Annotated in this window: 23 protein-coding genes and 1 riboswitch; of the genes, 3 read left to right on the top strand and 20 right to left on the bottom strand. The window is 44.2% G+C overall.

Translation table 11 applies throughout. The features are described 5' to 3' along the window. The gene (locus BLS49_RS05380) at positions 1-1035 is read right to left on the bottom strand and encodes a cytochrome d ubiquinol oxidase subunit II (RefSeq protein WP_091227351.1); all 1035 of its coding nucleotides are present in this window, start codon (positions 1033-1035) and stop codon (positions 1-3) included. Then, complete coding sequence (locus BLS49_RS05385; protein ID WP_091227352.1) at positions 1032-2393, bottom strand: cytochrome ubiquinol oxidase subunit I; 1362 nt, start codon at positions 2391-2393, stop codon at positions 1032-1034. Before BLS49_RS05385 ends, BLS49_RS05380 begins: the two co-directional genes overlap by 4 nt. 248 nt (positions 2394-2641) lie before the next feature. On the opposite strand from BLS49_RS05385, the gene BLS49_RS05390 reads away from it, so the two are divergent. Then, positions 2642-3790: a conserved virulence factor C family protein gene (locus BLS49_RS05390; protein WP_091227353.1), complete on the top strand. Its 1149-nt coding sequence runs from the start codon at positions 2642-2644 to the stop codon at positions 3788-3790. Positions 3791-3908: 118 nt separating this feature from the next. After that, positions 3909-4108: riboswitch (Lysine riboswitch) on the top strand. Positions 4109-4216: 108 nt separating this feature from the next. Continuing rightward, positions 4217-5695, top strand: coding sequence for an amino acid permease (locus tag BLS49_RS05400; RefSeq protein WP_091227356.1), 1479 nt, complete (start codon positions 4217-4219; stop codon positions 5693-5695). Here BLS49_RS05400 and BLS49_RS05405 read toward each other — a convergent pair whose 3' ends face one another. Continuing rightward, positions 5696-6832, bottom strand: a complete 1137-nt coding sequence (locus BLS49_RS05405; protein WP_091227358.1) for a transglutaminase domain-containing protein — start codon at positions 6830-6832, stop codon at positions 5696-5698. It lies immediately after the preceding gene. A gap of 214 nt (positions 6833-7046) precedes the next feature. Here BLS49_RS05405 and BLS49_RS05410 point away from each other — a divergent pair, with 214 nt between their 5' ends. Continuing rightward, positions 7047-7244 carry a hypothetical protein gene (locus tag BLS49_RS05410; protein ID WP_091227359.1) on the top strand — a complete coding sequence of 66 codons (198 nt, stop codon included), beginning with the start codon at positions 7047-7049 and terminating at the stop codon, positions 7242-7244. A 110-nt stretch (positions 7245-7354) separates the two neighbouring features. Here BLS49_RS05410 and BLS49_RS05415 read toward each other — a convergent pair whose 3' ends face one another. From BLS49_RS05415 to BLS49_RS05495, 17 genes are all read right to left on the bottom strand, one after another. After that, positions 7355-7582, bottom strand: coding sequence for a glutaredoxin family protein (locus BLS49_RS05415; RefSeq protein WP_091227361.1), 228 nt, complete (start codon positions 7580-7582; stop codon positions 7355-7357). Between the two features lie 18 nt (positions 7583-7600). Beyond that, entirely contained in the window at positions 7601-8548 is a 948-nt protein-coding gene (trxB, locus tag BLS49_RS05420; RefSeq protein ID WP_091227363.1) for a thioredoxin-disulfide reductase, read from the bottom strand. 175 nt (positions 8549-8723) lie between these two features. Then, positions 8724-10661, bottom strand: a complete 1938-nt coding sequence (locus BLS49_RS05425) for a heavy metal translocating P-type ATPase (protein ID WP_091227364.1) — start codon at positions 10659-10661, stop codon at positions 8724-8726. A gap of 437 nt (positions 10662-11098) precedes the next feature. Further along, positions 11099-12391, bottom strand: coding sequence for a homocysteine synthase (locus tag BLS49_RS05430; RefSeq protein WP_091227366.1), 1293 nt, complete (start codon positions 12389-12391; stop codon positions 11099-11101). A gap of 172 nt (positions 12392-12563) precedes the next feature. Next, positions 12564-13424, bottom strand: a complete 861-nt coding sequence (locus BLS49_RS05435) for an ATP-binding cassette domain-containing protein (protein ID WP_091227368.1) — start codon at positions 13422-13424, stop codon at positions 12564-12566. A 3-nt stretch (positions 13425-13427) separates the two neighbouring features. After that, positions 13428-14273 (bottom strand): hypothetical protein, encoded by an 846-nt coding sequence (locus BLS49_RS05440; protein ID WP_091227369.1) that lies wholly within the window; start codon positions 14271-14273, stop codon positions 13428-13430. After that, positions 14257-14877 carry an RNA polymerase sigma factor gene (locus BLS49_RS05445; protein WP_091227371.1) on the bottom strand — a complete coding sequence of 207 codons (621 nt, stop codon included), beginning with the start codon at positions 14875-14877 and terminating at the stop codon, positions 14257-14259. Before BLS49_RS05445 ends, BLS49_RS05440 begins: the two co-directional genes overlap by 17 nt. Then, positions 14874-15074, bottom strand: a complete 201-nt coding sequence (locus tag BLS49_RS05450) for a hypothetical protein (RefSeq protein WP_091227373.1) — start codon at positions 15072-15074, stop codon at positions 14874-14876. Before BLS49_RS05450 ends, BLS49_RS05445 begins: the two co-directional genes overlap by 4 nt. Further along, positions 15058-17229, bottom strand: a complete 2172-nt coding sequence (locus tag BLS49_RS05455) for an ABC transporter permease/M1 family aminopeptidase (RefSeq protein ID WP_091227374.1) — start codon at positions 17227-17229, stop codon at positions 15058-15060. Before BLS49_RS05455 ends, BLS49_RS05450 begins: the two co-directional genes overlap by 17 nt. Beyond that, entirely contained in the window at positions 17226-18110 is an 885-nt protein-coding gene (locus BLS49_RS05460; RefSeq protein WP_091227376.1) for an ABC transporter ATP-binding protein, read from the bottom strand. The genes BLS49_RS05455 and BLS49_RS05460 overlap by 4 nt, the downstream gene beginning before the upstream one ends. Positions 18111-18346: 236 nt before the next feature. Further along, a complete protein-coding gene (gene deoC, locus BLS49_RS05465; protein WP_175471319.1) occupies positions 18347-19030 on the bottom strand; it encodes a deoxyribose-phosphate aldolase in 684 nt (227 codons plus the stop codon). Between the two features lie 18 nt (positions 19031-19048). Then, complete coding sequence (def, locus tag BLS49_RS05470; protein WP_091227379.1) at positions 19049-19630, bottom strand: peptide deformylase; 582 nt, start codon at positions 19628-19630, stop codon at positions 19049-19051. Between the two features lie 40 nt (positions 19631-19670). Continuing rightward, the gene (locus BLS49_RS05475) at positions 19671-20030 is read right to left on the bottom strand and encodes a hypothetical protein (RefSeq protein ID WP_091227381.1); all 360 of its coding nucleotides are present in this window, start codon (positions 20028-20030) and stop codon (positions 19671-19673) included. An 85-nt stretch (positions 20031-20115) separates the two neighbouring features. Beyond that, positions 20116-20373, bottom strand: coding sequence for a YqkE family protein (locus BLS49_RS05480; RefSeq protein ID WP_091227382.1), 258 nt, complete (start codon positions 20371-20373; stop codon positions 20116-20118). Positions 20374-20424: 51 nt separating this feature from the next. Further along, positions 20425-20991, bottom strand: a complete 567-nt coding sequence (locus BLS49_RS05485) for a TetR-like C-terminal domain-containing protein (RefSeq protein ID WP_091227384.1) — start codon at positions 20989-20991, stop codon at positions 20425-20427. Between the two features lie 49 nt (positions 20992-21040). Next, positions 21041-21760, bottom strand: coding sequence for an MBL fold metallo-hydrolase (locus tag BLS49_RS05490; protein WP_091227385.1), 720 nt, complete (start codon positions 21758-21760; stop codon positions 21041-21043). Positions 21761-21915: 155 nt separating this feature from the next. Next, positions 21916-24144 carry an MMPL family transporter gene (locus BLS49_RS05495; RefSeq protein WP_091227387.1) on the bottom strand — a complete coding sequence of 743 codons (2229 nt, stop codon included), beginning with the start codon at positions 24142-24144 and terminating at the stop codon, positions 21916-21918. Positions 24145-24249 lie beyond the last annotated feature (105 nt).

The raw sequence follows: 24249 nt of genomic DNA on the forward strand, positions 1-24249 counted from the left end.
TCACCCCTTCTTTGGCGAATGTCCACGTACATATTTAGAATCGAACAGAAACAACCTCAACAGCAAAATTAGAGATGGGATCAAAATGAACAATCCTGCAATGAAAGCTATAATAAGCGCGATTGCCATCGTCTCATTCGTAAAGCTTTCGTAAATGCTAATCTGATTATACAGAATGTACGGTAGATGAGATCGTCCATATCCGTACCAAGCAAAAGCAAATTGCAGCATGACGAGAACAAACGCCCACCCTAAATTCACCTTTTTCCATACAAAATAAACGGCAATTAGAAAGCAAATCAGTGAAGCGATAAACATCCAAGACATATTTAACATATTCTCGAAATGCTCTGGATTTTGACGGTTAATTTGAAAAAAGGCGAATACACAGGCCAGAATCGTTGGTCCACTCCAAAATAGCGCATACCTGCGGAGTAATTCAAACGAATGCTGATCTTCTGCTCTTTTCGCATAATAGCTTAGAAACATCGCTGAAATGTAAAGCACCGATACCAGCGCGAGTATGACAACAGACCAAGTATACGGATTGCTAAAAAACTGTATCCAATCCAACCTGACCTTGCCATTCGTTTCTGTAATGATCCCGCCCTCCGAAAGAGCCAATATCGTCGATAGCGCTGCAGGAAGCAACAAACCCGTTGCCCCGTAAATCGTCATATAAATTTTGTCGTTTTCCTTGCTGCTGCCGTAAGTATTATAAGCGTAATAAGCCCCCCGAAGTGCCAGTAGGACAATTGCGAGGCTACCTGGAACCAGCAGTGCTGTGCCGTAAAAATAAGCGGTATCTGGAAAAAAACCGACCAAACCGACCACAAAGAAAATCAAAAATACGTTTGTCACTTCCCACACTGGAGTCAGATATCGCTGAATAATGTTATGCACTTTATTTTCATGCCTTGTAACAACCGCAGTATAGTAACTGAAGAAGCCTGCTCCGAAATCTACTGACGCAACAATCAGATATCCGAACAAAAACGTCCACAGTATCGTAATCCCCACAACTTCATAACTCACGGCTTCATCCCTCCCTTAGCATGGATACCAAGCTCACGCATCTCCTCTACTACGTCTTTGTTACGGAACAGTTTGGCTAATACCTTCACGCAGGATAGACATAGTACAATGTACAACGCGAGGAACAGAATAATCATGTAACCGACAGTATCTTGCGTTGTAGCCGCATGCGCTACTTTCATATAACCTCGAACGATCCAAGGCTGACGTCCAAATTCTGCATACAACCATCCTAGTTCAGTAGCGGCCATAGCTAAAGGTCCAAGCAGAACGAGACAAACCAACAGCCATTTGGGATATCCTCGTTTGTTCCCTTTCCTGGATAACCTGTGTCTAAACATATAGATCAGTGGAATTAATACAAGCAAACCACCAATGGTCACCATCGTGTCGAACAAATAATGGATCTTTAATGAAGGTCGTTCATCCACAGGAAACTCATTTAACCCAATGACTTCCGTATTAGGAGAATTCCCCGCCAATATGCTCAGCGCATACGGAATTTTGATTGCATATTTAATGCTGCCGCTCTCATCCATAACACCACCATATATTAATGGTGCCCTATCAGTTGTCTCAAAATGCCATTCCCCTGCTGCTAGTTTCTCCGGTTGATACTTGGCAAGAAATTTGCCTGAAAAGTCTCCGATAATCGCTGTCGATACAGCAAAAACAAATGTTGAGATAACGGTTAGTTTCAGTGCCTTTTTGAAATATGCTTCCTTTCTCCCTCTAAGCAGACTATAAGCTGCTATACCCGCAAGCAAACCCGCACTGGCAGTATATGAGGATGCAAGTACATGAGATACTTTAGTCGGAGTCGCCGGATTGAACATCGCCACTAATGGTTTGAATTCGGCAAAAACCCCGTTCTTCAGCGTAAATCCCTGAGGCGCATTCATAAATGCATTTAGTGAGGTTATAAAAAATGCAGACGCCGAAGACCCCAACACTACAGGAATCAACAAGAGCAAATGAATCATTGGCTTCTTGAATCTCTCCCAAGTGTACAAATAAATCCCAAGAAATATCGCCTCTACAAAAAAAGCGAACGTCTCCATGAACAATGGGAGCGCAATGGCTTGCCCGGCTACTCTCATAAATGTTGGCCATAGCAAGCTAAGCTGTAATCCAATAGACGTACCAGTTACTACGCCTACTGCCACAGAAATAACAAACCCTCGTGCCCACCTGCGGGCTAAAAGCGTGTAATGAGGGTCATTTTTGCGGATTCCTCTCCATTCTGCGAGAGCGATCATAAGAGGAACACCAACCCCGATTGACGCGAATACAATATGTACTATTAATGTAAGGCCGGTCAGCATCCGGCTTAGAGTTACGGGGTCCAAATCAACCATTTGATGATCATCTCCTTATGAACTTTTCTAGCCTCTAATAATAGTTCATCATTCGAGCTACACTTTTTATTAAGGCATACAGCATGATTACTGCTACCACGAAACAGACGATGATCAAAATCCTTTCTTGTCTTCTGAACATCTTCCACCCACCTTTTTCAAGCATCATGCTTATTGTGCCGAACGGATTCCTTTTTATTCCTAAGCGATTACGGTAAAATAATGTTTGAAGGAGATGTGAACAAACTATGAAAATTGTATTTATTGAACCAACACCGAGCCCCAATTCCATGAAGCTTCACCTTGATGAATCTTTGGAACCGGGTATTCGAAAAACATATACACTGGAAAACGAACGATCAGCCCCTGTCTGGATTCGTAAAATGCTCCACATCTCCGGCGTTAAGAGTATTTTCCACACCGCAGATTTTATCGCATTAGACCGCAAATCCAGCTCAGATTGGGCGGCCATTCTATCCGAGGTTCAGGAGCAATTTGGACAAGACCATGTAGAATCCATATGGGACTCGGAGAATTTTGAAATTAGCGGATATGGGGAGGCACAAGTATTTGTGCAATTTTTCCGTGGCATTCCGATGCAAATTCGGGTAAAAGCGAGAACTCATGAGGAACGTATTTCACTCTCTCAACGCTTTGTCTCGGCTGTTACTGAAGTAGCCAGCGCTACACTCATCAAGGAGCGCAAGCTTGTAGATTACGGCGTTCGCTACGGTGAGCTTCCCGACATCGCTCGTGAAGTTGAGCAGGAGCTTGAAGCGGCCTTCCCTCATGATCGTTTGCAGGACATTATCAAGCAAGCGATCGCTCATGGCAAAAGTGAGGTGGAGTTCATCGAGCAGCGCCGGAAGCTCAGTCTTGACGAAGTCCGCGAATATTTCAGCGCTGAAGACTGGCATGAGCGTTATGCGGGACTCGAAGCGTTGCAGCAAATAGACGAATATGCACTTCCTCTTCTTGCTGATGCCTTGAAAGACCGCCAAATGCAAATTCGCCGTCTTGCAATCGTCTATTTGGGTGACCTTCGAACACCTGAAGCAATGGAATTACTCTACAATGCTTTACGAGATTCTTCAGCCGCTGTTCGCCGCACAGCTGGTGATACTCTCTCTGATATCGGAGATCCAGCCGCAACGGGTCCGATGATCGCTGCACTGCAAGATAGCAGCAAGCTCGTGCGTTGGCGCGCTGCCCGCTTCCTGTATGAAGCCGGTACTGACGACGCTCTCGACCCGCTGCGAATAGCATCTGATGATCCCGAATTTGAAGTGAGTCTTCAGGCAAGAATGGCTGTCGAACGAATTGAATCAGGTGAAGCTGCAGCAGGCACAGTATGGCAGCAAATGGCGAAACGTGATCGTACTCCTACTTCGGAATGATGTGGTCTTATCAGGCTGATGCAAGCTGCATTTGTCATTATTTAGACATTGTTCTGCTCCAGGACTTGCTATATACTTTGAACAGCTAAAACAACTAAATAAGCCTCATCATTCACAAAGATGAGGTAGAGGTCGCGATTGTGAAGAGTACACGGAAGGAGGCGCTTGAAGCCGCCGAGGAATTTCGTGAAAAGGCACCGTCGCCGAAGTTTGCTTGGTTCGCTTCAATCACCAAGCATGCTGGGACTGTTACCGAAAGGGACAGAACTGTCACGTTTGATCCTGTATCAGGGACATTCGTGTTGAGCTATCTTCAGGAAGAATGGTGCGGATACACGGTAGAATTAAAGACCGCGGAGTCCTTTCCGCGGTCTTTTTGTCATTCACGTCATTCTCCTAGAAGGAAAACTTAAGGAGTGTTGCAATATGAGCAAGAACAACAAAACAAACTACCAGGGCGCAAAGTCACTGAAGCCTGGACTTCAAGCCAGGCATATGACGATGATCGCTCTTGGCGGTTCCATCGGTACTGGGCTGTTCCTCGCCAGTGGTGGCGCTATCGCTTCGGCTGGTCCGGGTGGAGCTCTGCTCGCCTATATAGCTGTAGGTATTATGGTATATTTTCTGATGACCAGTCTTGGAGAACTCGCAACATATGTACCTGACTCTGGATCTTTTGAGACCTATGCTTCCCGTTTCGTTGATCCATCGTTAGGCTTTGCTATGGGATGGAACTTCTGGTACAACTGGGCGATTACCATCGCTGCCGAATTGTCAGCAGCCACTCTTATTATCAAGTACTGGTTTCCGGAAAGCTCATCTTTCTTATGGAGTTTACTGTTCCTTGCTCTCATTCTCGGTCTTAACGTACTATCCGTTAAAGGCTATGGGGAATCGGAGTATTGGTTTGCTACAATAAAAGTAACCGTTGTTATCATCTTCCTCATTGTCGGTCTACTCATTATTCTGGGCATTATGGGAGGAGAAGCTGTCGGCTTCAAAAACTTCACAGCAGGAGATGCACCTTTTCATGGCGGCTTTTTTGCCTTCCTTGGTGTATTTATGGCAGCAGGCTTCTCGTTCCAAGGAACCGAGATGATCGGGGTAGCTGCAGGAGAAAGCAACAACCCCCGGGAGCATGTACCGCGTGCCATTCGCCAAGTATTCTGGCGTATTATGATTTTCTATATACTAGCGATTTTCGTTATCGGCCTTCTGATTCCGTATACTGATCCAAATCTTCTGAAGGGCGGTATTGAAAATATCGGCGTCAGTCCGTTTACTCTTGTATTTGAAAAAGCCGGGCTTGCCTTTGCTGCTTCCGTCATGAATGCTGTCATTCTGACTTCCGTACTATCGGCAGGGAACTCAGGAATGTATGCCTCTTCTCGTGTACTCTATTCTCTGGCTAAGCGAGGAAAAGCGCCTAAAGCTCTTGCCAAGCTGAATTCTCGCGGGGTACCGATCAATGCCGTGCTTCTTACGACTCTTGTCGGAATGACTGCCTTTTTTGCCTCCATGTTTGGGGATGGCATTGTTTACACATGGCTTCTGAATGCATCCGGAATGTGCGGCTTTATTACATGGCTGGGAATCGCAATCAGTCACTTCCGTTTCCGTCGGGCTTTCCAAGCCCAAGGTCGCGATTTGAACGAGCTTCCTTACAAAGCAAGATGGTTCCCATTCGGACCGATCTTTGCATTTGTGCTCTGTATCGTCGTTATTCTAGGCCAAAACACAGCTGTATTTACAGGAGAAAAAATGGACTGGTACGGCTTTGTCGTCACCTATATCAGCATCCCATTATTTCTCATTCTATGGCTAGGATATAAGTGGACCAAACGAACAAAGCTGATTCCATTAAATGAATGTGATTTGAGTCCTACAGTCAAACCTGCCGAATAATTAAATGATATTTCTCCAGAATATTTCAACCCGCAGATCCTCAGTACCTTCCAGGGATTTCGCAGAGTAACGAATATCTTCGATATCGAGATCGTACAGAGCGCTCAAATCTTTAATCAATTGATTTTCAGCACCTGCATACCTTACGGTTACCGTCTCTTTACCAGCCGATATACTTTGCTTCACTTTTCCCTGCAGCCCGGCTCCATCGCTGACAGCTGCATCAGCATAATAGAGACTATACCCTAGCTGATCCTCTAAAGCTGTGTAGACCCCCTTCTCTGTTCCACCCTTGCTTGATAAGGAACGGAGGATTTCTCTATACAGCGCAGAGGATGCGGGGTATTTTTTTGTCCATTTATGATCCACTTTCATCTCATGATCTGTGCGTAAATAATATTCATATCGAACCTGTCCCGGTTCATTAGATAGCGGATCGTCCCAAGTCGTATCCAGATGATACCACTCTCCATCCAGCAGTACGAGGTTCCATGCATGAGCTTGACCACCCGCAGTTCCTTCAACAATGTGACTCGTATATCCTGCTGTCTTAAGCAGCTTGTAAGTCAAAAGCGAGTATCCCTGACAAACCGCTTCTCCTGTTCTGAGACCCTCGTAGGCAGTATATTTTTGCAGATCCTCATCATATTTAAGGTTAAGCACTACATAATCATGAATAGCTTTAATACGCTGATGTTGATTCATTCCAGGCTGCATTATGCTCTTTAAAATACCATCTATTCGCTTGTCCACATAAGCAGATTGCTCGGCACTCTCACGATAATACACTTGAAAGTTTATTTTTGCTGTGCCTGTCGTACCACGCCATGAAAATGAATACCGATCCACAATATATTTCGTATACGGATCAATATCGAGAGCGTCCGCTATGGCTTGCTTTAATATTTTATCGAGATTTTTAGTTTTCCCTTTATACTTTATAGTGATCGCATTTTTGCGAGCTTCCAAACCTTCTATCAATTTTTGCTGAATTTCTTTGGACGAAATGACATAGCCTGAACTCGAATTCGAAATGGCGTATGCAGGGATTGTCCCCCAGCCTGGAGGAATAGCAAAAGTTAAAAGAGCTGTTATCAAACCTATCTTCAACCACTGATTAGCAATTCCATGCCTCATGTTACCCACTCCTCTTCAGCAAAAATTGCATTCCACGCTCATTGTATCACAGGCTGTCCTGCAAAAGGTTTCTAGTTTTGTCGATTGAATTTCACATATTTTCCTAATTCAACTTTAACCATATAACTAATGTTTTGATATAATAAAATCCATAATATATGACTTTTATCATTGCATCGCCATTCATAACAGAAACGGAGCGAGACTCAATTTTATGACAATTGTCGATATCTCGGATATTTCTATCGAATTGTTTATTACGGTTATGGTTTTTCTACTCATCATTGCCCCGCTTGTGAGTCTTGGAGTACTGCGACTGTTTCAGGGCAAAAAAAGAATCGGTTTCAGTCTAATTGGCGGCAGCATCGCAACTTATTTGGTTTTTCAACTTGTTGTAAACTTACTTGATTAAAGTATAAATATGAATCCAGCACTGATTGAACTTGAAAAAAGAACCTTCAATTCACCTAACGATGAAATTGAAGGTTCTTTTTCATTAAATGATAACAGCTACCGAGCCTACTAAGTCAAAGCTTTTTCAAATTGCAGCTTGTTCATTCCTATAATGCGATGTTCACCAATCAATGTAACAGGAACTGCACGCAAGCCCATATCCCACACTTGTTGCGCGTATTCGTCATTTTGCTCAATGTTACGTTCTTCATAAGAAATACCTTTTTCGCTAAGAAAGCTCTTCACTTGACGGCAATGAGGGCAGTTTGTGCTTGTATAGACGATCACGTTGTCCATAAATCTATCCTTCCCTTCTTATTTAACAGCTGCTGCTGTTTCATGTTCAATATTTTCAATATATTTCTCACAATCGATAGCAGCCATACATCCGCTACCAGCCGCGGTAATCGCCTGGCGATAACGTGTATCCTGAACATCACCACAAGCAAATACGCCTGGTACATTAGTTTCACTGGTTCCCGGCTTCACGATAATGTAACCATTCTCGTCAGTATCGATTTGTCCGTCAAGGAAGCCTGTATTCGGATGATGACCGATCGCTACGAATACGCCGGAAGCTGTAAGCAGCTCCTCTTCACCAGTCTCATTGTTGCGAACCTGAAGGCCAGTTACACCTGCGTCATTCGTAACAACCTCAACCGGCGTACGGTTTAAGGCCCATTCTACTTTTTCGTTGCTACGCACGCGATCCTGCATGATCTTGGATGCACGAAGCTCATCACGACGGTGTACAAGCGTTACTTTGGATGCAAAGCGAGTCAGGAATCCAGCTTCCTCCAAAGCGGAATCTCCACCGCCTACTACGATAATTTCTTTACCGCGGAAGAAGAACCCGTCACAAGTTGCACAAGTGCTAACGCCGCGACCTACATTATCTTGCTCCCCTGGAATGCCCAAATATTTTGCACTCGCACCTGTAGAAAGCACGATTGTATCCGTGATCAGTTCGCCAATACCTTCCACTTGAAGCTTGAAGGGACGGTTGCTCATATCTACACTATTTACCCAGCCAGTACGGAATTCCGCACCGAAGCGCTCCGCTTGCTGACGCATATTGTCCATTAATTCTGGTCCCATAATTCCCTCAGGAAACCCTGGAAAGTTCTCAACCTCAGTTGTAGTCGTCAATTGGCCGCCAGGCTGTGGTCCTTCAATAATGAGGGGCTTCATATTAGCGCGAGCCAAATAGATAGCTGCCGTTAACCCTGCTGGTCCAGTACCGATAATAATAGATTTATACATATATAAAATCCTCCTTCACAGGCAATTTATAATGGCAGGAAAAAACAGCTCGTAATGTGCTTTTATTTACCTATCACTAATTATGGTAAATCGTCGAATGAGTGTCAATAATAGTAGCGTAGTAGTTCAGTGAATTTTGAATGAAGGAATGATGAAATAGATTAATTTTATATCTCTATCTCAACAAACGCAATCCATTGAGTATCACAAGAATTGTGCTTCCTTCATGACCCACTACACCAAGAGGTAGAGGAATTCCTTGTATGAAGTTACTAGATATAAGCAGCAAGATGACAGCCCCAGCAAAAACTAGATTTTGCTTCGTAATCACTCTCGCTCTGCGCGCTAATCCTATAGTCTCCGCAACCCTCTCAAGATTATCATTCATCAGCACGACATCAGCTACATCAAGAGCAGCGCCACTTCCACCGCCGCCCATTGCAATACCTACAGTTGCTGCAGCGAGTGCCGGTGCATCATTCACACCATCACCTACCATAACTACATTTCCATACGCTTCACGAAGCTCACTGATATACTTCACTTTATCCTGTGGCAGCAGATCGCTGTACACCAGATCAATTCCCGCCTCTCTTGCGATCGCCTCAGCCGTTCCGCTGCGATCACCCGTCAGCATAACCGTAACGATCCCCATATCATGAAGACGCTGAATAGCAACCTTGGACTGCGGACGAACATGATCACGAAGTGCAATGATTCCTGCATACTCTTCACCTTGTTGAATAACCGATACAGTATTACCTTCCTCAGCCAGCTTTTGCAGACGTTCTCTAAGCACAGATGGCAGCTCTGGATCATTCTCATCTGCTTTACCGATCCGCCAAATCACTCCACCGATGGATGCCTCAATTCCCCAGCCGGGCAGAGCCTTAAGGTCGTCCGCTCCTTGTAAAATAACGCCCTCCTCTTCAGCTTTGCGTACAATTGCACGAGCCAGAGGATGCTGAGACAGATTTTCAGCCGATGCGCAAGCAGCCAATACATCCAGACGATCATACTTTTCCGTAACATACAGCTCTGTAACAATAGGTTCTCCAGCCGTAAGTGTCCCCGTCTTATCAAAAGCTACAGCTTTAGCTCCTCCCAAATGATCCATATGCGCTCCGCCCTTGAACAATACACCTTTCCTCGCACTCTTGGACATAGCTGACAAAATAGCCGGCATCACTGATGAGACCAATGCACACGGAGAAGCAACAACTAGAAATACCATCGCTTTATAAAAAGTAAATGACCATGACCAGTCCAGAAGCAGTGGAGCCAGCACAATAAGAGCTACCGTTGTTATGACAACACCTTTTGCATAGAGTCCTTCAAGTCGTTTTATAAAACGCTGCGTTTGAGGAGCCTCGTTCTGAGCCTGCTCAACCATGGCTATAATTTTGGAGAACAGCGTCCCTTCAGCAGGACTAGTGACCTCAACATAGAGTGCTCCCTCTCCGTTAATTGTACCAGCATAAACATCGTCGCCTAGTGCTTTATCGACCGGGATAGATTCCCCTGTGATCGTCGCCTGATCAATAGCTGAACTACCACTACGAATGAGACCATCCGTTGGAATAACCTCTCCTGGTTTCACCAGTACAAGATCTCCTACAGCCAGTTCTTCAACATTCACCAAGCTCACACCATTGTCATCTACTTTGAGAGCCTTTTCCGGTCTAAGCGCAATAAGCGCTGAAATATCTCTAAGGCTCTGCTCACTTGCAAAGGATTCAAGCGCGCCGCTCAGTGCAAAAATAAAGATCAGCATCGCACCTTCATTCCAGTAACCAATCGAGGCTGCCCCTAGCGCTGCGGCAATCATCAACAAATTCACGTCAAGATCGCGCTCTTTAAACAGCGTTTCAAGCCCTTCCTTCGCTTTCATGAATCCACCAATGGCATAAGCTGCGATATAAAGAATGATCGATAACACTTGGGACCATGAGCCGAATCCCCAACCTGCTAACATCAACACACCACTTATGATCGCAAACATCATTTCTTTATGACGAAGTAGTCTACCAAGGGATTTGCGGCGACGTGGACCTGGAGTTGGTAAATTGGCGGAATTTTGCTTAACCGGCATCGTTTTTTGTATGGCTTGCATATAAATTTCCTCCTTAATATAGTTAGAGTTCAAAAAGTCGACCTCTAAGAGCTTGTAATTGAGAATGAGTACCATTTTTAATGCCCTTAAAATGACACATGCCGCCCCGGGATATCCCGGAGCAGCATGTAATTGAGAACGATAATCATTTTTGGTTTAGTACAATAATTTTTCCTTTGAGAAACTTTAATTAAAGTTTAATCCTTTTGGCGATCCTTGTAAATAGGTCTGGCCAAAATTATTGTAAAAGTACAGTTTATCTCAACGAACTATATTCAATCTGGATATTTTGAATAGAGGCAATTGAGAAGCGATTTTATTGGATAAATAAACTTAAAAAAAGAACCGCTGTCCAGACTATCCGAACAACGGTTCTTTGTATTATAGTAAATATAATGACTTTATCCAATTAACACATTATAGTGATACTGACGTTGTTACGCTTGGCTGGCGATGATTGCTTGCTCCAGATCATACAGGATGTCATCGATCGACTCTGTACCTACAGACAAACGAATCAAGCCTGGTGTAACACCTGCAGCTTTTTGTGCTTCTTCAGTAAGCTGTTGATGTGTCGTGCTGGCCGGATGAATAATCAATGATTTGGAATCGCCGACATTGGCAAGGTGCGAGAACAGCTTCACGTTTTCGATCAGTTTACGACCGGATTCGACACCGCCCTTGATCTCAAAAGTCAGGATCGCGCCTTGACCTTTTGGCAGGTACTTCTGCGCAAGCTCATAGGATTCATGACTAGGAAGACCAGCATAGCTTACCCATTCTACCTTGTCATGAGCTTCAAGAAATTGGGCTACTTTCAATGCATTTTGACTATGGCGTTCTACGCGCAGATGAAGCGTCTCAAGTCCTTGAAGCAAAAGCCATGCGTTAAACGGTGACAAGGATGCGCCCAAGTCACGTTGAAGCTGAACACGCGCTTTAATAATGTAAGCAAGTGGTCCAACTGCATCGGTATAAACTACCCCGTTATAGCTTGGATCTGGTTCAATCAGCCCTGGGAACTTCCCGCTTGCCTTCCAGTCAAATTTGCCGCTATCTACAATGATACCGCCAATCGACGTACCATGACCCCCGATGAATTTCGTAGCGGAATGAACCACGATGTCCGCGCCGAAGTCAATCGGACGAAGCAAGTACGGGCTTGGGAACGTATTATCTACGATGAGCGGAATTCCGTTTTCATGAGCGATAGCTGCTACTGCTTCAATATCGAGAATGTCTCCCTTAGGATTTCCGATCGTTTCAGCATAAAGTGCTTTAGTCTTATCTGTAATGGCAGCACGGAAATTTTCCGGATTCGAGGAATCGATAAATTTCACGTTAATGCCCAGCTTAGAAAGTGTCGTCGAGAACAAATTGTAAGTTCCGCCATACAGAGTGCTGGAAGCTACAATTTCATCACCAGCTCCGGCAATATTCAGAATGGAGAAAGTAATCGCTGCCTGACCCGAAGCTGTAGCAAGTGCTCCTACGCCTCCTTCGAGCGCTGCAACCCGCTTCTCAAACACATCATTCGTAGGATTCATAATACGGGAGTAGATGTTGCCGAATTCTTTCAGACCAAACAAGTTGGCAGCATGCTCTGTATCACGGAAGCCGTAGGATGTCGTCTGGTACAGTGGTACTGCACGTGAATATGTTGTTGGATCGATTTCTTGACCTGCATGAACGGCTAACGTTTCGGGTGCAAATTGGCGCTCTTCTGACATGGATAATTCCTCCCTTAATATTTAAAGATTAAATATATTCATTTTATTTTACCTATTGTCTCATAAATTTTCGAATTTGAAAATAGTAAACCGATATAAATTCTTGGTTTTTTTTATAAAAACAAAAAATCGTTGGATACATTACTCCATCGATTCTTTGTCATGTCCTTAATTATATAGAGCCCTTGAGGTTATATTTCCGAACAAAATATGCATCCTCCATCGTCGGATCAGCTTCGCTCATACTTTGGAACGGTCTCTTGTCAGAGATAATTCTCACAAACATACCTTCATCCGGAAGCTCCCGAAAAAGAATCAGCGTTTTCTCTGAGCAGCTCGTAAATTGATCATTTGTGACAGGCCCTTCCCATACTCGGCAAGGTAAATCTTCAGTCCACTGCCCCCGGTCACCTGAAAAAGCAATCCGCCCCCGATCTAACCAGAGCACATCATCCGCAGCAGCCTCCCACTCATTTAATTCATGCACAGCGGCAACTACTGTTCTTCCGATCGCATAACGAGTCAGAAATGTGATTGTCAATTTTCGCTCGCTAATGTCCATAGCATTCAGCGGCTCATCGAGGAATAAATAATACGGATTAGCCAGCAGTGCCTGAGCGATAGCGATTCTGCGACAGATGCCCTGTGAGAGAGACTTGATTTTAACTTTCCGGTATGGTTCTAGACGAAATTCCCGCATTATGCCTTCCACCTGTTCCTTACGATATACACCCTTAAGTTCTGCCAAATAACATAGGAGCTTATAGGCCGTCATCTCTTCATACAGCTCAATTTCCGAAGGAACATAACCAATTTGACTTCGAAGAAGAGGAAGATGCCCGGATGCATAACGTTGACGATATAATATACTGCCTTGGGCAGGCATCTGAATCGTCGCCAGCAACTCAAGCAGCGTTGACTTTCCTGCCCCATTTGCCCCGACGAGAAGCGTCAACCCCTGGCTGATCCTCAAACGATTTACTTTCAGCGAAAAATCACCCTGCGGCTGGTGCAATCCATCAATGGTTATCATGCGTTATTTTCTCCTGTCAGGACTGCTTACCCGCATATTACGACTTCGATAATAAGATCTCAGCATCAGAAGTGCCCCGGAAATTAACATTAACGTATCAAGAGCTGTTTTGGACTGCACGGACCAGAGTATCATGAAATTTTCAATAAGTATCCAGCCTACATAAATCCCCGCAGAAAAAAACAACGCCATTTTTATTCCTTTTCGAAACATGACATACATGAGTACACCGCCGACCAAAAGAGATATCCCGAGCCACCGCAGCAAAAACGGTATGAATGGCAGGGTGACCGCACCTTCAGCCGATACACGCATCCCCACAACAATGGAGCTGATCAGAGCCCAGCCGACAACAAGTCCGATCACCATCAACATTCTGCTATACATGACCAATGCCGGAGGATACGGCGTAATGCTCTCAACATTTCTCATCCCACGATCAGAGGTACGGCTGCTGAACAGCATTGAAGCCATGATCAAAAGAGGTGTAATGACTGGAAACAGACTTGTCGCCTCAAATCCTACAATGATAAGACTATCCATAGGCTGCTTGGGATCAACCAATAAAATCATCATCAAAAACACGAAGGAGCCAATCAAAACAAGTGATTTCCGATATATACGGAATTGGTTCCAAAGCAGCTTCATTAGTGATGGCACTTCTACTTGAGGATTGAAATCTAGTGTGGCAGAAGCTGATTCTGCCTTAAGCATATCGAATTCTGGCTGCAGCGCAGTGATTAGTACCGATGTCTCTGAAGGAGAAGGCGGCGGTAAAACTGCTTGACGAAGAGGCTCTCTCAGCTCCCGTTCGAGCTGCCCCAATTCTTGATCAATGGAGTGTTTCATGCAATGTCACCTCAGCTTCCTCATTTGATTTGGATCGCCGACCCGATCCGAAAGATGCTACATCATTCTTTTTAGTAAGGGCACGCTTGAGTTTTCTCAGCGCACCGTATAAATGAGACTTCACAGAGCTCAAAGGAATATCTAGCAGTTCAGCTATTTCGTGGAGCTTGAGGTCATGAAAAAAGCGCATCCTGATAACATCCTGCTGTACATCAGGCAGCCAAGACAGCGAATTCGAAATTTGCTCGACGGTCTCCTGTCTTTCCAGCAGCTCTTCTGCACCAAACGAGGGGTCTGCATCATCAGGAAATTCATCCACAGCCATTTGTTCTGATCGATACGCAGCGCTTCTCCAATAATCCCGGCACAGATTTAGCGCAACCTTATAAAGCCATGGCCGAAGCTGTTCTAATTGCCCATATTTTCGCAAATGTCGAATCAACCGAATAAACGTCTCCTGAACGATATCTTCCGCTTTTGAGCGATCCTTAAGCTGCTGGGTAACATAGCTTAGAAGAGGCCCATGGTATCTGGTGACTAGCAATTCAAATGCTTCCTGCTCTCCATCGGCCATTCGCTGCGTCAGCTTTTGGTCGCTGATCATCTCTCTTCACCTTCTTTCTCCACGGCAATCCACCCGGCACTAGCCATAAGAGACAGGAGTATGGCCTCGAGCCATTTACGCACAGCCATAAAGCGAAGCGATACCGGATAGGTAGCGATCGTCTCCATTCCTCCTCCTTTGTGTATTTTCAGATCATATATAGCTCCCCGGCGAAAAAGCTCAGCTGCCGCTCTCACTTTCCATCACCCTCTTCCATTCCTTCTCCCATTGTGCATAAGAGATCCTATTGCCGGAGGGAGAATCCCCCCCAGTGTCATCGACTATTTCAAGATTCTGATTATAAAAGAAGCTCAGCACCTCTTTCACTTGTTTCGATTTTCCTTCATCAATAGCTTTGCCCACTTGCTCTGACATTCGGAGCCCTAGTCGTGCGGGATCTATACTATTATTGGAATCATATAGCTCCCAAAGCATGCTATTTCCCCAACCATCCTTTAGCTCCTTGTCTGTAATGTCCTCCTGCTCGCGGTAGTACACATACCACAGCAACGCCCGAATTTGCAGACGGACATCGTCTTCTGTATTTTCAATCAAGTAACCTCCATTCCTGCTTCCGACCACCATTGCATTCATTAGAATCTCGGACATATACTTATTGTCCCAATACCCATGAGTGACCACGTAAGTCTGATTTTCCGATGTAAACGGCATATAGTTATTGATTGGAAAATATATGAACTGATTGATATTAGGTTTGTAATTTTGCAGCCATGAGCTATAATAATCATTCATTTTACTCAAATGATCCAAAATGACGTTCACCGCAGAAGCATTATACGGAGAAGTTACCACGGTAACAGGTAAACCGGAACGCTTCATCTCCTTAAGCTCCCCACCAAACAACGTAATTTTATTATTGACAGGTCCCGCGAAGATTTGGCGATCTTCAGAACGTTCGTGTTCCGGTATGCTCGTATACAACGGTGATTTAAACCCGGTTAAGGTTAAGCGAAAATTTGCTGGGGCTCTGTTATCCATCTCATAATGCACTGGTGCAAGTCTAACATTAGAATGATCTACCTCTTTCACGTACACCGACTGATAACCAGGCAATGGGTACCAACCAATATATTGGGGCAAAAATACATTTTCACCCTTCACAAAAGCAGTAAACTCCCCGTTTCCATTTGACCGCATATAGTAATCCATCATCACTCCCGCATAGTCCATTTCAACTTTTACAGGCCCGCTGATATTCTCATTTAACTTGATGGTTAATTGTTCACCTTGATGCTGAAAAGAAACTCCAACACCGTTTACCTTCACCTGGCTTACCGAGAATGCACGATTTAACGTAAAAGGCAGCTCATTTACATGTCCGTCGGTTGGTACATTCAGTTGTATAGTAGCTTTCGTCTCAAGATAATCATTTTGACTCCTATGCATCGAAACATCGTAATCCGTAATCTCGTAAGTTGGATTCTGAATTGGAGTAAATTGCTCCATCGTCTGGATCGTAGGATCAGCCAATTTCTCCTTGTACTGCGCATATCTCCCCTGCCATAAACCTCCATAAGGCATGAAGCTCCCGCAGGCAAGCAGTAATGCAGTAATTGCAGTTCCCCACACGAGAAATAAATGTTTTGTTCGACGAAGACAGTTCAATATCGTAATTCCTGCAACTAACAGTAACAAGGTAAACGCCAGGACAAATAACCGTGAATACATGAGTTCTTCATCCATCTGCGCAGTCGCCCAAACTTCGTTATCCATTTGTATTGAAATAAATAATTGGCTCAGATGAAACGTCCGCAGAGGGAATAAATACATTCTATCAATTAAGAAAATCTCCATAAAAAACGTACCAAACATCCACGCACAAAATCCGATCAAATAAACAATCCGATTTGAAATGCAAATGGCAAGCAGAATCGACAAAGCCAATGTAACTGCATATGAAACTTCAAAAGTAGTTGCATAGTACTTACTGAGGGTCAGAGTAACGGAAGCATCTCCACCAGTTTTTGCTGAATAATAAGCATATATCACGGTAGCAGCGATAGTGAAAAGCGTAAAATACAGCAGGGTTGCCACATATTTTGCCGTTATTTTTGTTGTATTAGATAAAGGTATAGCATCGCTCCACTCATAGGTTTTGCGTCTAATATCCCGCCTGATCGCCAATATTCCCATCAGCATGACTAGACCCAGTGACAACGTATGAACCAAGGTTAAGGCGTTGTATGACTGTGCATGAAAAACCTGACTTGCATGCGCATCATGTACCACCCAGAGAATCAATACTCCAAACAGCACTAACAGGATAAGCAGCCACGGATTACGAAAAATCATTCCCAATTCAAAGCGGAACTGACGTAACCATTTGTTCATGTCCAACAATCCTCCTCAAGACTGGACCGAAGCAATACCATATACCCGTCCTCTAACGTTGGGCTTACGGAAATGGCATCAATCCCATGCGGCGGCTCCTCCCCTATAATCCGACACAGCAATCCGTCATCCGTTCGTCTGGTCGAAACGATAGACATGGGATCAAGTCCAGCATATTCCTGATCTGTTACAATCCCTTCCCAGACTTGGCCTTCACCGCGCTTTTGCAAATCCGGCAATTGTCCAGACAGCTTAACCCTGCCCTTGTCCAGAACCGCAATTTGCCTGCAATTACTCTCAATATCTGCAACGATATGTGTTGATAGCAGAACAATCCGTCCAAGACTAAACCTTGTGAGCGAATTACGGAACCGCACGCGTTCCTCTGGGTCGAGTCCGGCTGTCGGTTCATCCACAATGAGTACGGAGGGTGAGCCTGTAAGCGCCTGTGCAATACCCAGTCTGCGCTTCATTCCACCGGAATACGTACGAACCTTCTTGTCTGCCTTATCCGTCAGGTTAACCTCTTCTAATAATCGTTCTACTTCCGTTTTGCGCATTTTACTGTCTTTGATCCCTTTCATTGTTGCAACATAATCCAGATATTCTCTTCCCGTCAGTTGAGGATATACCTGAAACTGCTGAGGCAGATATCCAAGCAATTGGCGAATCTCCTCTGCTTTGCTAAGCGGTATTCCATGGATATATGCCTCTCCAATAGTTGGCGTTACTAGAGTAGCCAAAATACGCATCAGCGAAGATTTTCCAGCTCCATTAGGGCCGAGCAATCCGATCATACCTTCATTCAGAGTTAAATTAACATCCTGAAGCGCCCAGCTTCCACGTCGATATTTTTTAGATAACTGGTCTATTTGAATCATATCCATCCTCATTCCCTATCGTTTTGGCAACTCCGCGCGAAATCTATCTGTAGCTATAACGGGATACCCTGAAAAAAAGTTAATGTTAAACTCTGCCTTTTTTTGAAATAAGAAAGACGCCTTATGGCGTCTCTGATAAGAAGTAATTTAAGCTGTTGGGCGCTGCCTTAGTGCTTCTGGTGCTTAATCAACGTTACTTTTGATGTTGATTCGAGCTAATCAGTGCTTCTAAAACTTTAATAATCGCTTTTTCCGCTTAAGCCTTGTGCAATAGCAACTCCTGCACTAGTGCCAAGCCGTGTTGCTCCTGCCTCGATCATTGCTTCAGCATCGGCAAGAGATCTCACACCGCCTGAAGCCTTAACACCGATGCCCGGTCCAACAGTCTTCGCCATCAAAGCTACAGCCTCTACTGTTGCTCCGCCTGTAGAGAAACCCGTTGATGTCTTCACAAAATCAACACCAGCGGATACCGCAAGGCGACAAGCCCGAACGATTTCGTCAGGAGTCAGCAAGCAGGTCTCGATGATCACCTTAACCAACGCTTTTCCAGCTGCAGTCTGAACCACGCCGACCATGTCACGAACGACCAAATCATCATTTCCATCTTTAAGAGCTCCGATATTAATAACCATATCGATCTCGTCTGCACCGTCTTGAATAGCCTGCGTGCTTTCGAATGCCTTAACTTCAGGAGCCGATGCCCCAAGAGGAAAACCGATTACGGTGCATACTTTCACCTTGGAGTTGGAGGCACTCCTTAGCACCTCGGATGCAGTTTTAACCCAAACCGGATTTACACATACCGAAGCAAACTGATATTCCTTTGCTTCCTCCACAAGCTTTAAAATACTCTCTTTATTAGCATCCGCCTTAAGCAATGTGTGATCAATTCTGGAAATGATTGATTTTGCAGTCATGGACATATTCCCCCGTTCTTAATACAAGCTTGAAATTTGCACGCCTTCTGGAAGCTTAAAAGGATGATCTTTATTAATTCTGTCATAAAACATAATGCCATTTAAATGATCTAGCTCATGTTGCATTACGATAGCATCAAAGCCTTTGAAGCGCAGCTTTAATTCATTACCTTCAGTGTCATAGGCTTTAATCTGTACCTTCTCATACCTGGGCACAAATCCCTGTACATCACGATCGACAGATAAACAGCCTTCACTTTCAGGCAAATACACCATAGCTGTTGAATGACTTATAATTTTCGGATTGAATAAAGCATATTCCCGGTTGCGTCCTTGCTCATCGCCAAGTAAAGCAGCAAACATCCGCTTGTTAAGTCCAATTTGATTCGCCGACAGCCCTACCCCGGCTCTCAGCTTGTATTTTTTTGACATTTTCGGGTCCTGACTATTTTTCAAAAACATCATCATAGAGGCCATTTCTTCCCGATCTTCCTGACTCGGCGGTACGTTTACAGGCGCTGTTACTACTCTCAGAATATCGTCGCCTTCCCTAACGATATCATCCATAGTTATTATATAATCGCTGTTGAATTTACTCATAGAAGTATAACTCATCCACCTTTTTGGCATTTTGATTGCATTACCGATCTTTCTTCATACTCCATAAAATATCCTTCTGATACCCTGCTGTTTCCTGCAGCTGTTCAAGTCGTTCATCCTCTGGATAATGACGTTCCAAGTATACCATAAATGCCTGGCGAAGCTTTATATCATAATCCAATTTATTGAGCTCTTTTGGGTATTTTTCAAGGCGTTGAAGTGATCGCTCCCATCTCTTAATATCATTGAATGTAGAGCGTCCTCTTCGCGTTCGACTTGCTAATCCCTCAAGCTCCTCGTACGCATCTCGGATCTGAGCCGACTTTTTTTGCTTTTTGTTAAACAAGACAAGCAAAATTATGAATGCACAGAGCAATATCCAGATTTTTAATTGGTCCATTTTCCTACTGACCTCGCTTAAACATATTAAAAGCTCCTATCCATTTAAGCTAGGAGCTTCATTACAATTATACATATGTTACTTTCTATTTGTATTTATGCCAATCCAGATCACTTTTACTTAACAAATGTTCAAAATCGTTATCCAATCGCTTTTGCTCCGCCTTGCGAGCTTCCTCTGCTTTAAGCTGCTCAGCCTCACGGCGCTCCTGTTCTTCCTTCTTCAATTCGTTAGCCTGTTCCTTTAGTTTGGCTATCGTATCTGCACCTAGCAAGTCCTTCAGAGTAGCCGGTTTATCACTAACCTCAGCCTTTGGAACGCTCCGACCTTTCTTTTTTGCCATAGTGTCTCACCTCGATTTCAAGCCTAAAGTATCACAGAGTAAAAAATATTGTCAACTATAATAGGATAGTCCTTTAAGAAAAAGCTCCAAATTATACTCAAGGCTCTCTTGCAGATCCAGAGGGATTCTGAACCCGCCTTGCCGCTCCAAGGTAGCAAAGCCGTGCACAAGGCTTCTAAGTCCCCGAATCGTATGCAGTGCCTGCTTCTGGGGTAAATGATAGCTTTGCAGCAAGTCCATTACCAAGCTTACAATACGATAGCTAGCCTCATTGATCTCCGCATCTTCACCTTCAGGTGCAAACTGAGTTGCTTCATAAAGTCCAGGGTGCTCGCGAGCATATGAAATATAAGATATCGCAAAATCGTGAATAGCAGCCTCTCCGTTCTTTCCTTTTACAGCTTGAGCGATATAATGGTGTAATTCATCCATTGCATAAATCGCCAGCTTCTTTTTAAGCTCATCGAGACCGCTTATATGATTGTAAAGAGAGGGAGATTTAATACCCAGCTCTTTAGCGACAGAAGCAATCGTCACCGCACCTGCCCCATGTTGATCAGCAATGTTAATTACTACCTTCATCACTATATGAATATCAATCCCTGCTCTTGGCGACATGAAGTAAACCTCCTCCTCCTAGTGGTTAGATAAACTGTTGTTAATCATATCATTTCCCGTTCAATTTCCTATCGGCTTTATCTATCGCATTCATCATAATTTCAAGTGGATTATCTATCATTTCACCATGTCCAACAGCCAAAAGTGTAGGCTTTAGATTAGCGAGACGTTTTGCGCTGCACAATGCCTTCTCTTTGTTCCAGGTTGCTAGAGCAGGAAAAGGAAACCGTAGTGACATTACCCCGCTAACAGCGACACCACCTCGAACTTGAAAAGCATCCCCTGCTATTAGCGCTCCACTTCGGGTATCCATTAGCGAAATGGAACCTGGCGTATGTCCTGGAGTAGATATTACCCGCAGTGAACCTACAAGGTCTCCGTCTTCAAGCAGCACATCCGCTCTGGTACATATTTTTTTAGGGATATCTCCGCGAATTGGAGATTGCGGTTCATCTATATCCAGTGATACATCTCCACGAAGCAAACGGTCATCACGGGACGATATGAAAACAGTGGCCTCGGGATAAGCTGATTTCAAGATATCAAGCGCACCTACATGATCTCCATGAGCATGCGTTAGAATAATTCGTGTTAACGGCTTTGAACCCTCTTTATCATCAATAGCATCCATAATTCCTTTTGCACTGATAGCCAACCCGGCATCAATAAGTGTAACTCCCTCATCTTCTTCAACTAAGTAACAATTGACTGGAAACAGCCTTGGCATAGTCGTCAATTGTGACAGCTTTCCTTTACGAATAATTCTCATATGGGACTTCCCCTCTTTTAACTAATGGTATTAGTTAAATAATAAACTAATACCATTAGTTTTTCAACCTTTGTATGTAAATAAAGATGGAATAGTCATTATCAACTACCCCATCTTTTTTATTGCAAACTTTATTCCGTTATTTACTTAGTGTCTCAACCCGATAATGATTTTTTACCACTAGCCTTTTCCATATGACGTCCTGGCCAGAATGCCCATTTACCAAGCAGCATCGTGATCGCTGGAACTAGGAATGGTCTTACGACAAAGGTATCAAGAAGCACGCCGATTGCCGTAATGATCCCGAACTGTACCAGAACTTGAATTGGCAGAGTAGCCAGTACAGCGAACGTCCCTGCGAGAATCAGGCCAGCCGATGTAATAACCCCGCCAGTCTCTGTTACCCCTTCCTGAATCGCCTGCTTCAGAGGCATCTCTTTTCTTTTCTTCCAAATGCTTGAGATCAGGAAGATGTTATAATCCTCGCCGAGCGCTACAAGGAACACGAAAGCATAGACAGGGATCAAGCCCTGAATAGCAGCATCTCCCATAAAATCATGAATGACGATCCAGCCTAGACCGAGCGCTGAAAAATAAGATAATACAACGGTCAAAATCAAGTAAATCATCGCAACGATTGATCTCAGATAAACTAACAGCAACAGCCCAATGAGTCCGATAACGATCGGAATAATGACCTTCGCATCTCTGCTATCCGTCATTTCAGTATCATATTGAGTTGCCGTCTGACCACTGATCCATACTTTATTTTCTGGAGAAGAAACACCCGCGTCTTGCAGCGATTTTTCTGCCTCTGCTCGAATATCAGGAATATGATTCATTGCTTCATTCGTGTAAGGGTTAATATTAAACTCTAAATCTATTGCCTGGATGTTAGTATTCGTTGCCCCTTGTGCAGGGTCAGACACTTTGCTAATGTACGGAAGATCCTTGAAGCTGTCCTGTAATGCTACCTCTTTCCCTTCGGTATCTACCATCAATTTGACTGGCGCAAGCTCTCCAGGTGTGAATTTTTCTCCAATTACAGCAAAGCCCTCACGGGATGGAGTGTCCTCAGGAAACGAAGATAACAGGTCAACCGTATATTCAATTCTTGTAGCGTTAAGAGCCAAGGCCCCAAGTATAACGACCGTAATGGATACGACGGCCCATGGTCTTTTCGTTACGACCCGACCAATCCAGCCTCCAATAGGTTTTTTATTCGTTGCTTTGAGCTTCTTGCCTTTCTTTCTTGCACGTTCCTCCTGCATTTCTGGTGTTCGCGGAACGAACGGATAGAATGAAGCCCGGCCCAAAATAGCAAGCAACGCAGGAACCAGTGTTAAGCTGGCAAATGCCATGATCAGGATCGACAAGCTAAATGGAACGGCAAAACGATGCAGCGCCCCATATTCAGCTACCAATAGAACAAGCAGCGCGATAACGACTGTAAATCCACTCATTGCAATGGCGCCTGACGAGTCCTTCAAGGATTTAAGCAGCGCTTTAGCTTTGCTGCTCTCTTCCGTCAAATACTGGCGGAAATGCGAAATCAAGAACAGGCAATAATCCGTTCCTGCACCAAACAGCAATACGGTCATAATCGAAATAGCTTGAGAGTCAAATGTAATCCAGCCCAGCTCGGCCATTTTGCCCAAAATGGGACTCGATACCCCATAAGCGAAGCCTACTGCAATAATCGGAATAATAGCCAAAATTGGCGAACGGTAAATCAACAGCAGCAATATTAGAACAATAAGAACCGTGGCAATCATCAGGGATACGTCTGCTTGGGAGAATAACCCGACAGCATCGATAGATATTCCTGCCGGACCAGATACTCTGGCCGATATTTCATTTACGTCTCCTTGTTTTACAGCAAAAGGATCATAGCCGAATAAAACCTCGGCTTGTTTTCTTATCTCTTCTACTCCCGATTCCATAATTTCGGAATCTGAAGTTTTTTCAAAGAAAAACGGCAGTACAAACGCAGTACCATCCTCTGATGCCTCCGCCTTCAGTGCAGGCAATGGTATGCGATCAAATGGCGGCACCAATTCTTGACCTCCCACCGGATTTTCCGTGAAATAAGCGGTCAGCTTTTGGATATTGCCAAAATCTTCATCATTAAGCCCACCCTCTCTATTCCAGACCAGCAGAGCAGGTATGCCGCTATCATTTGGAAACTCTTGCTCAGCCAGCAGGCTGGCTTGAACAGAAGGCTTGTCGTTACTTAAGTTAGGCGCATTATTTTGTTCCATTAATTTTACGCCTGGCCAAACGATGCTAAGCACAGCTGCAAGCAAAATCCAAACGAGCAGCGTAATCCATTTTGTTCTTTTTCCAGCAACTAAGCGGCCCATTCGTTCAAAAAATATCTCCATTCACTCCTCCATCCCCCGGTTCTCATTTAAATTTCTCTGTGACATTTGTCATATTAATTATATATACTGGAAGGTTAATTATCAATATTTTTTGAATTAAATTTT

The organism is Fontibacillus panacisegetis (assembly GCF_900102215.1).
Lineage (GTDB): Bacteria > Bacillota > Bacilli > Paenibacillales > Paenibacillaceae > Fontibacillus > Fontibacillus panacisegetis.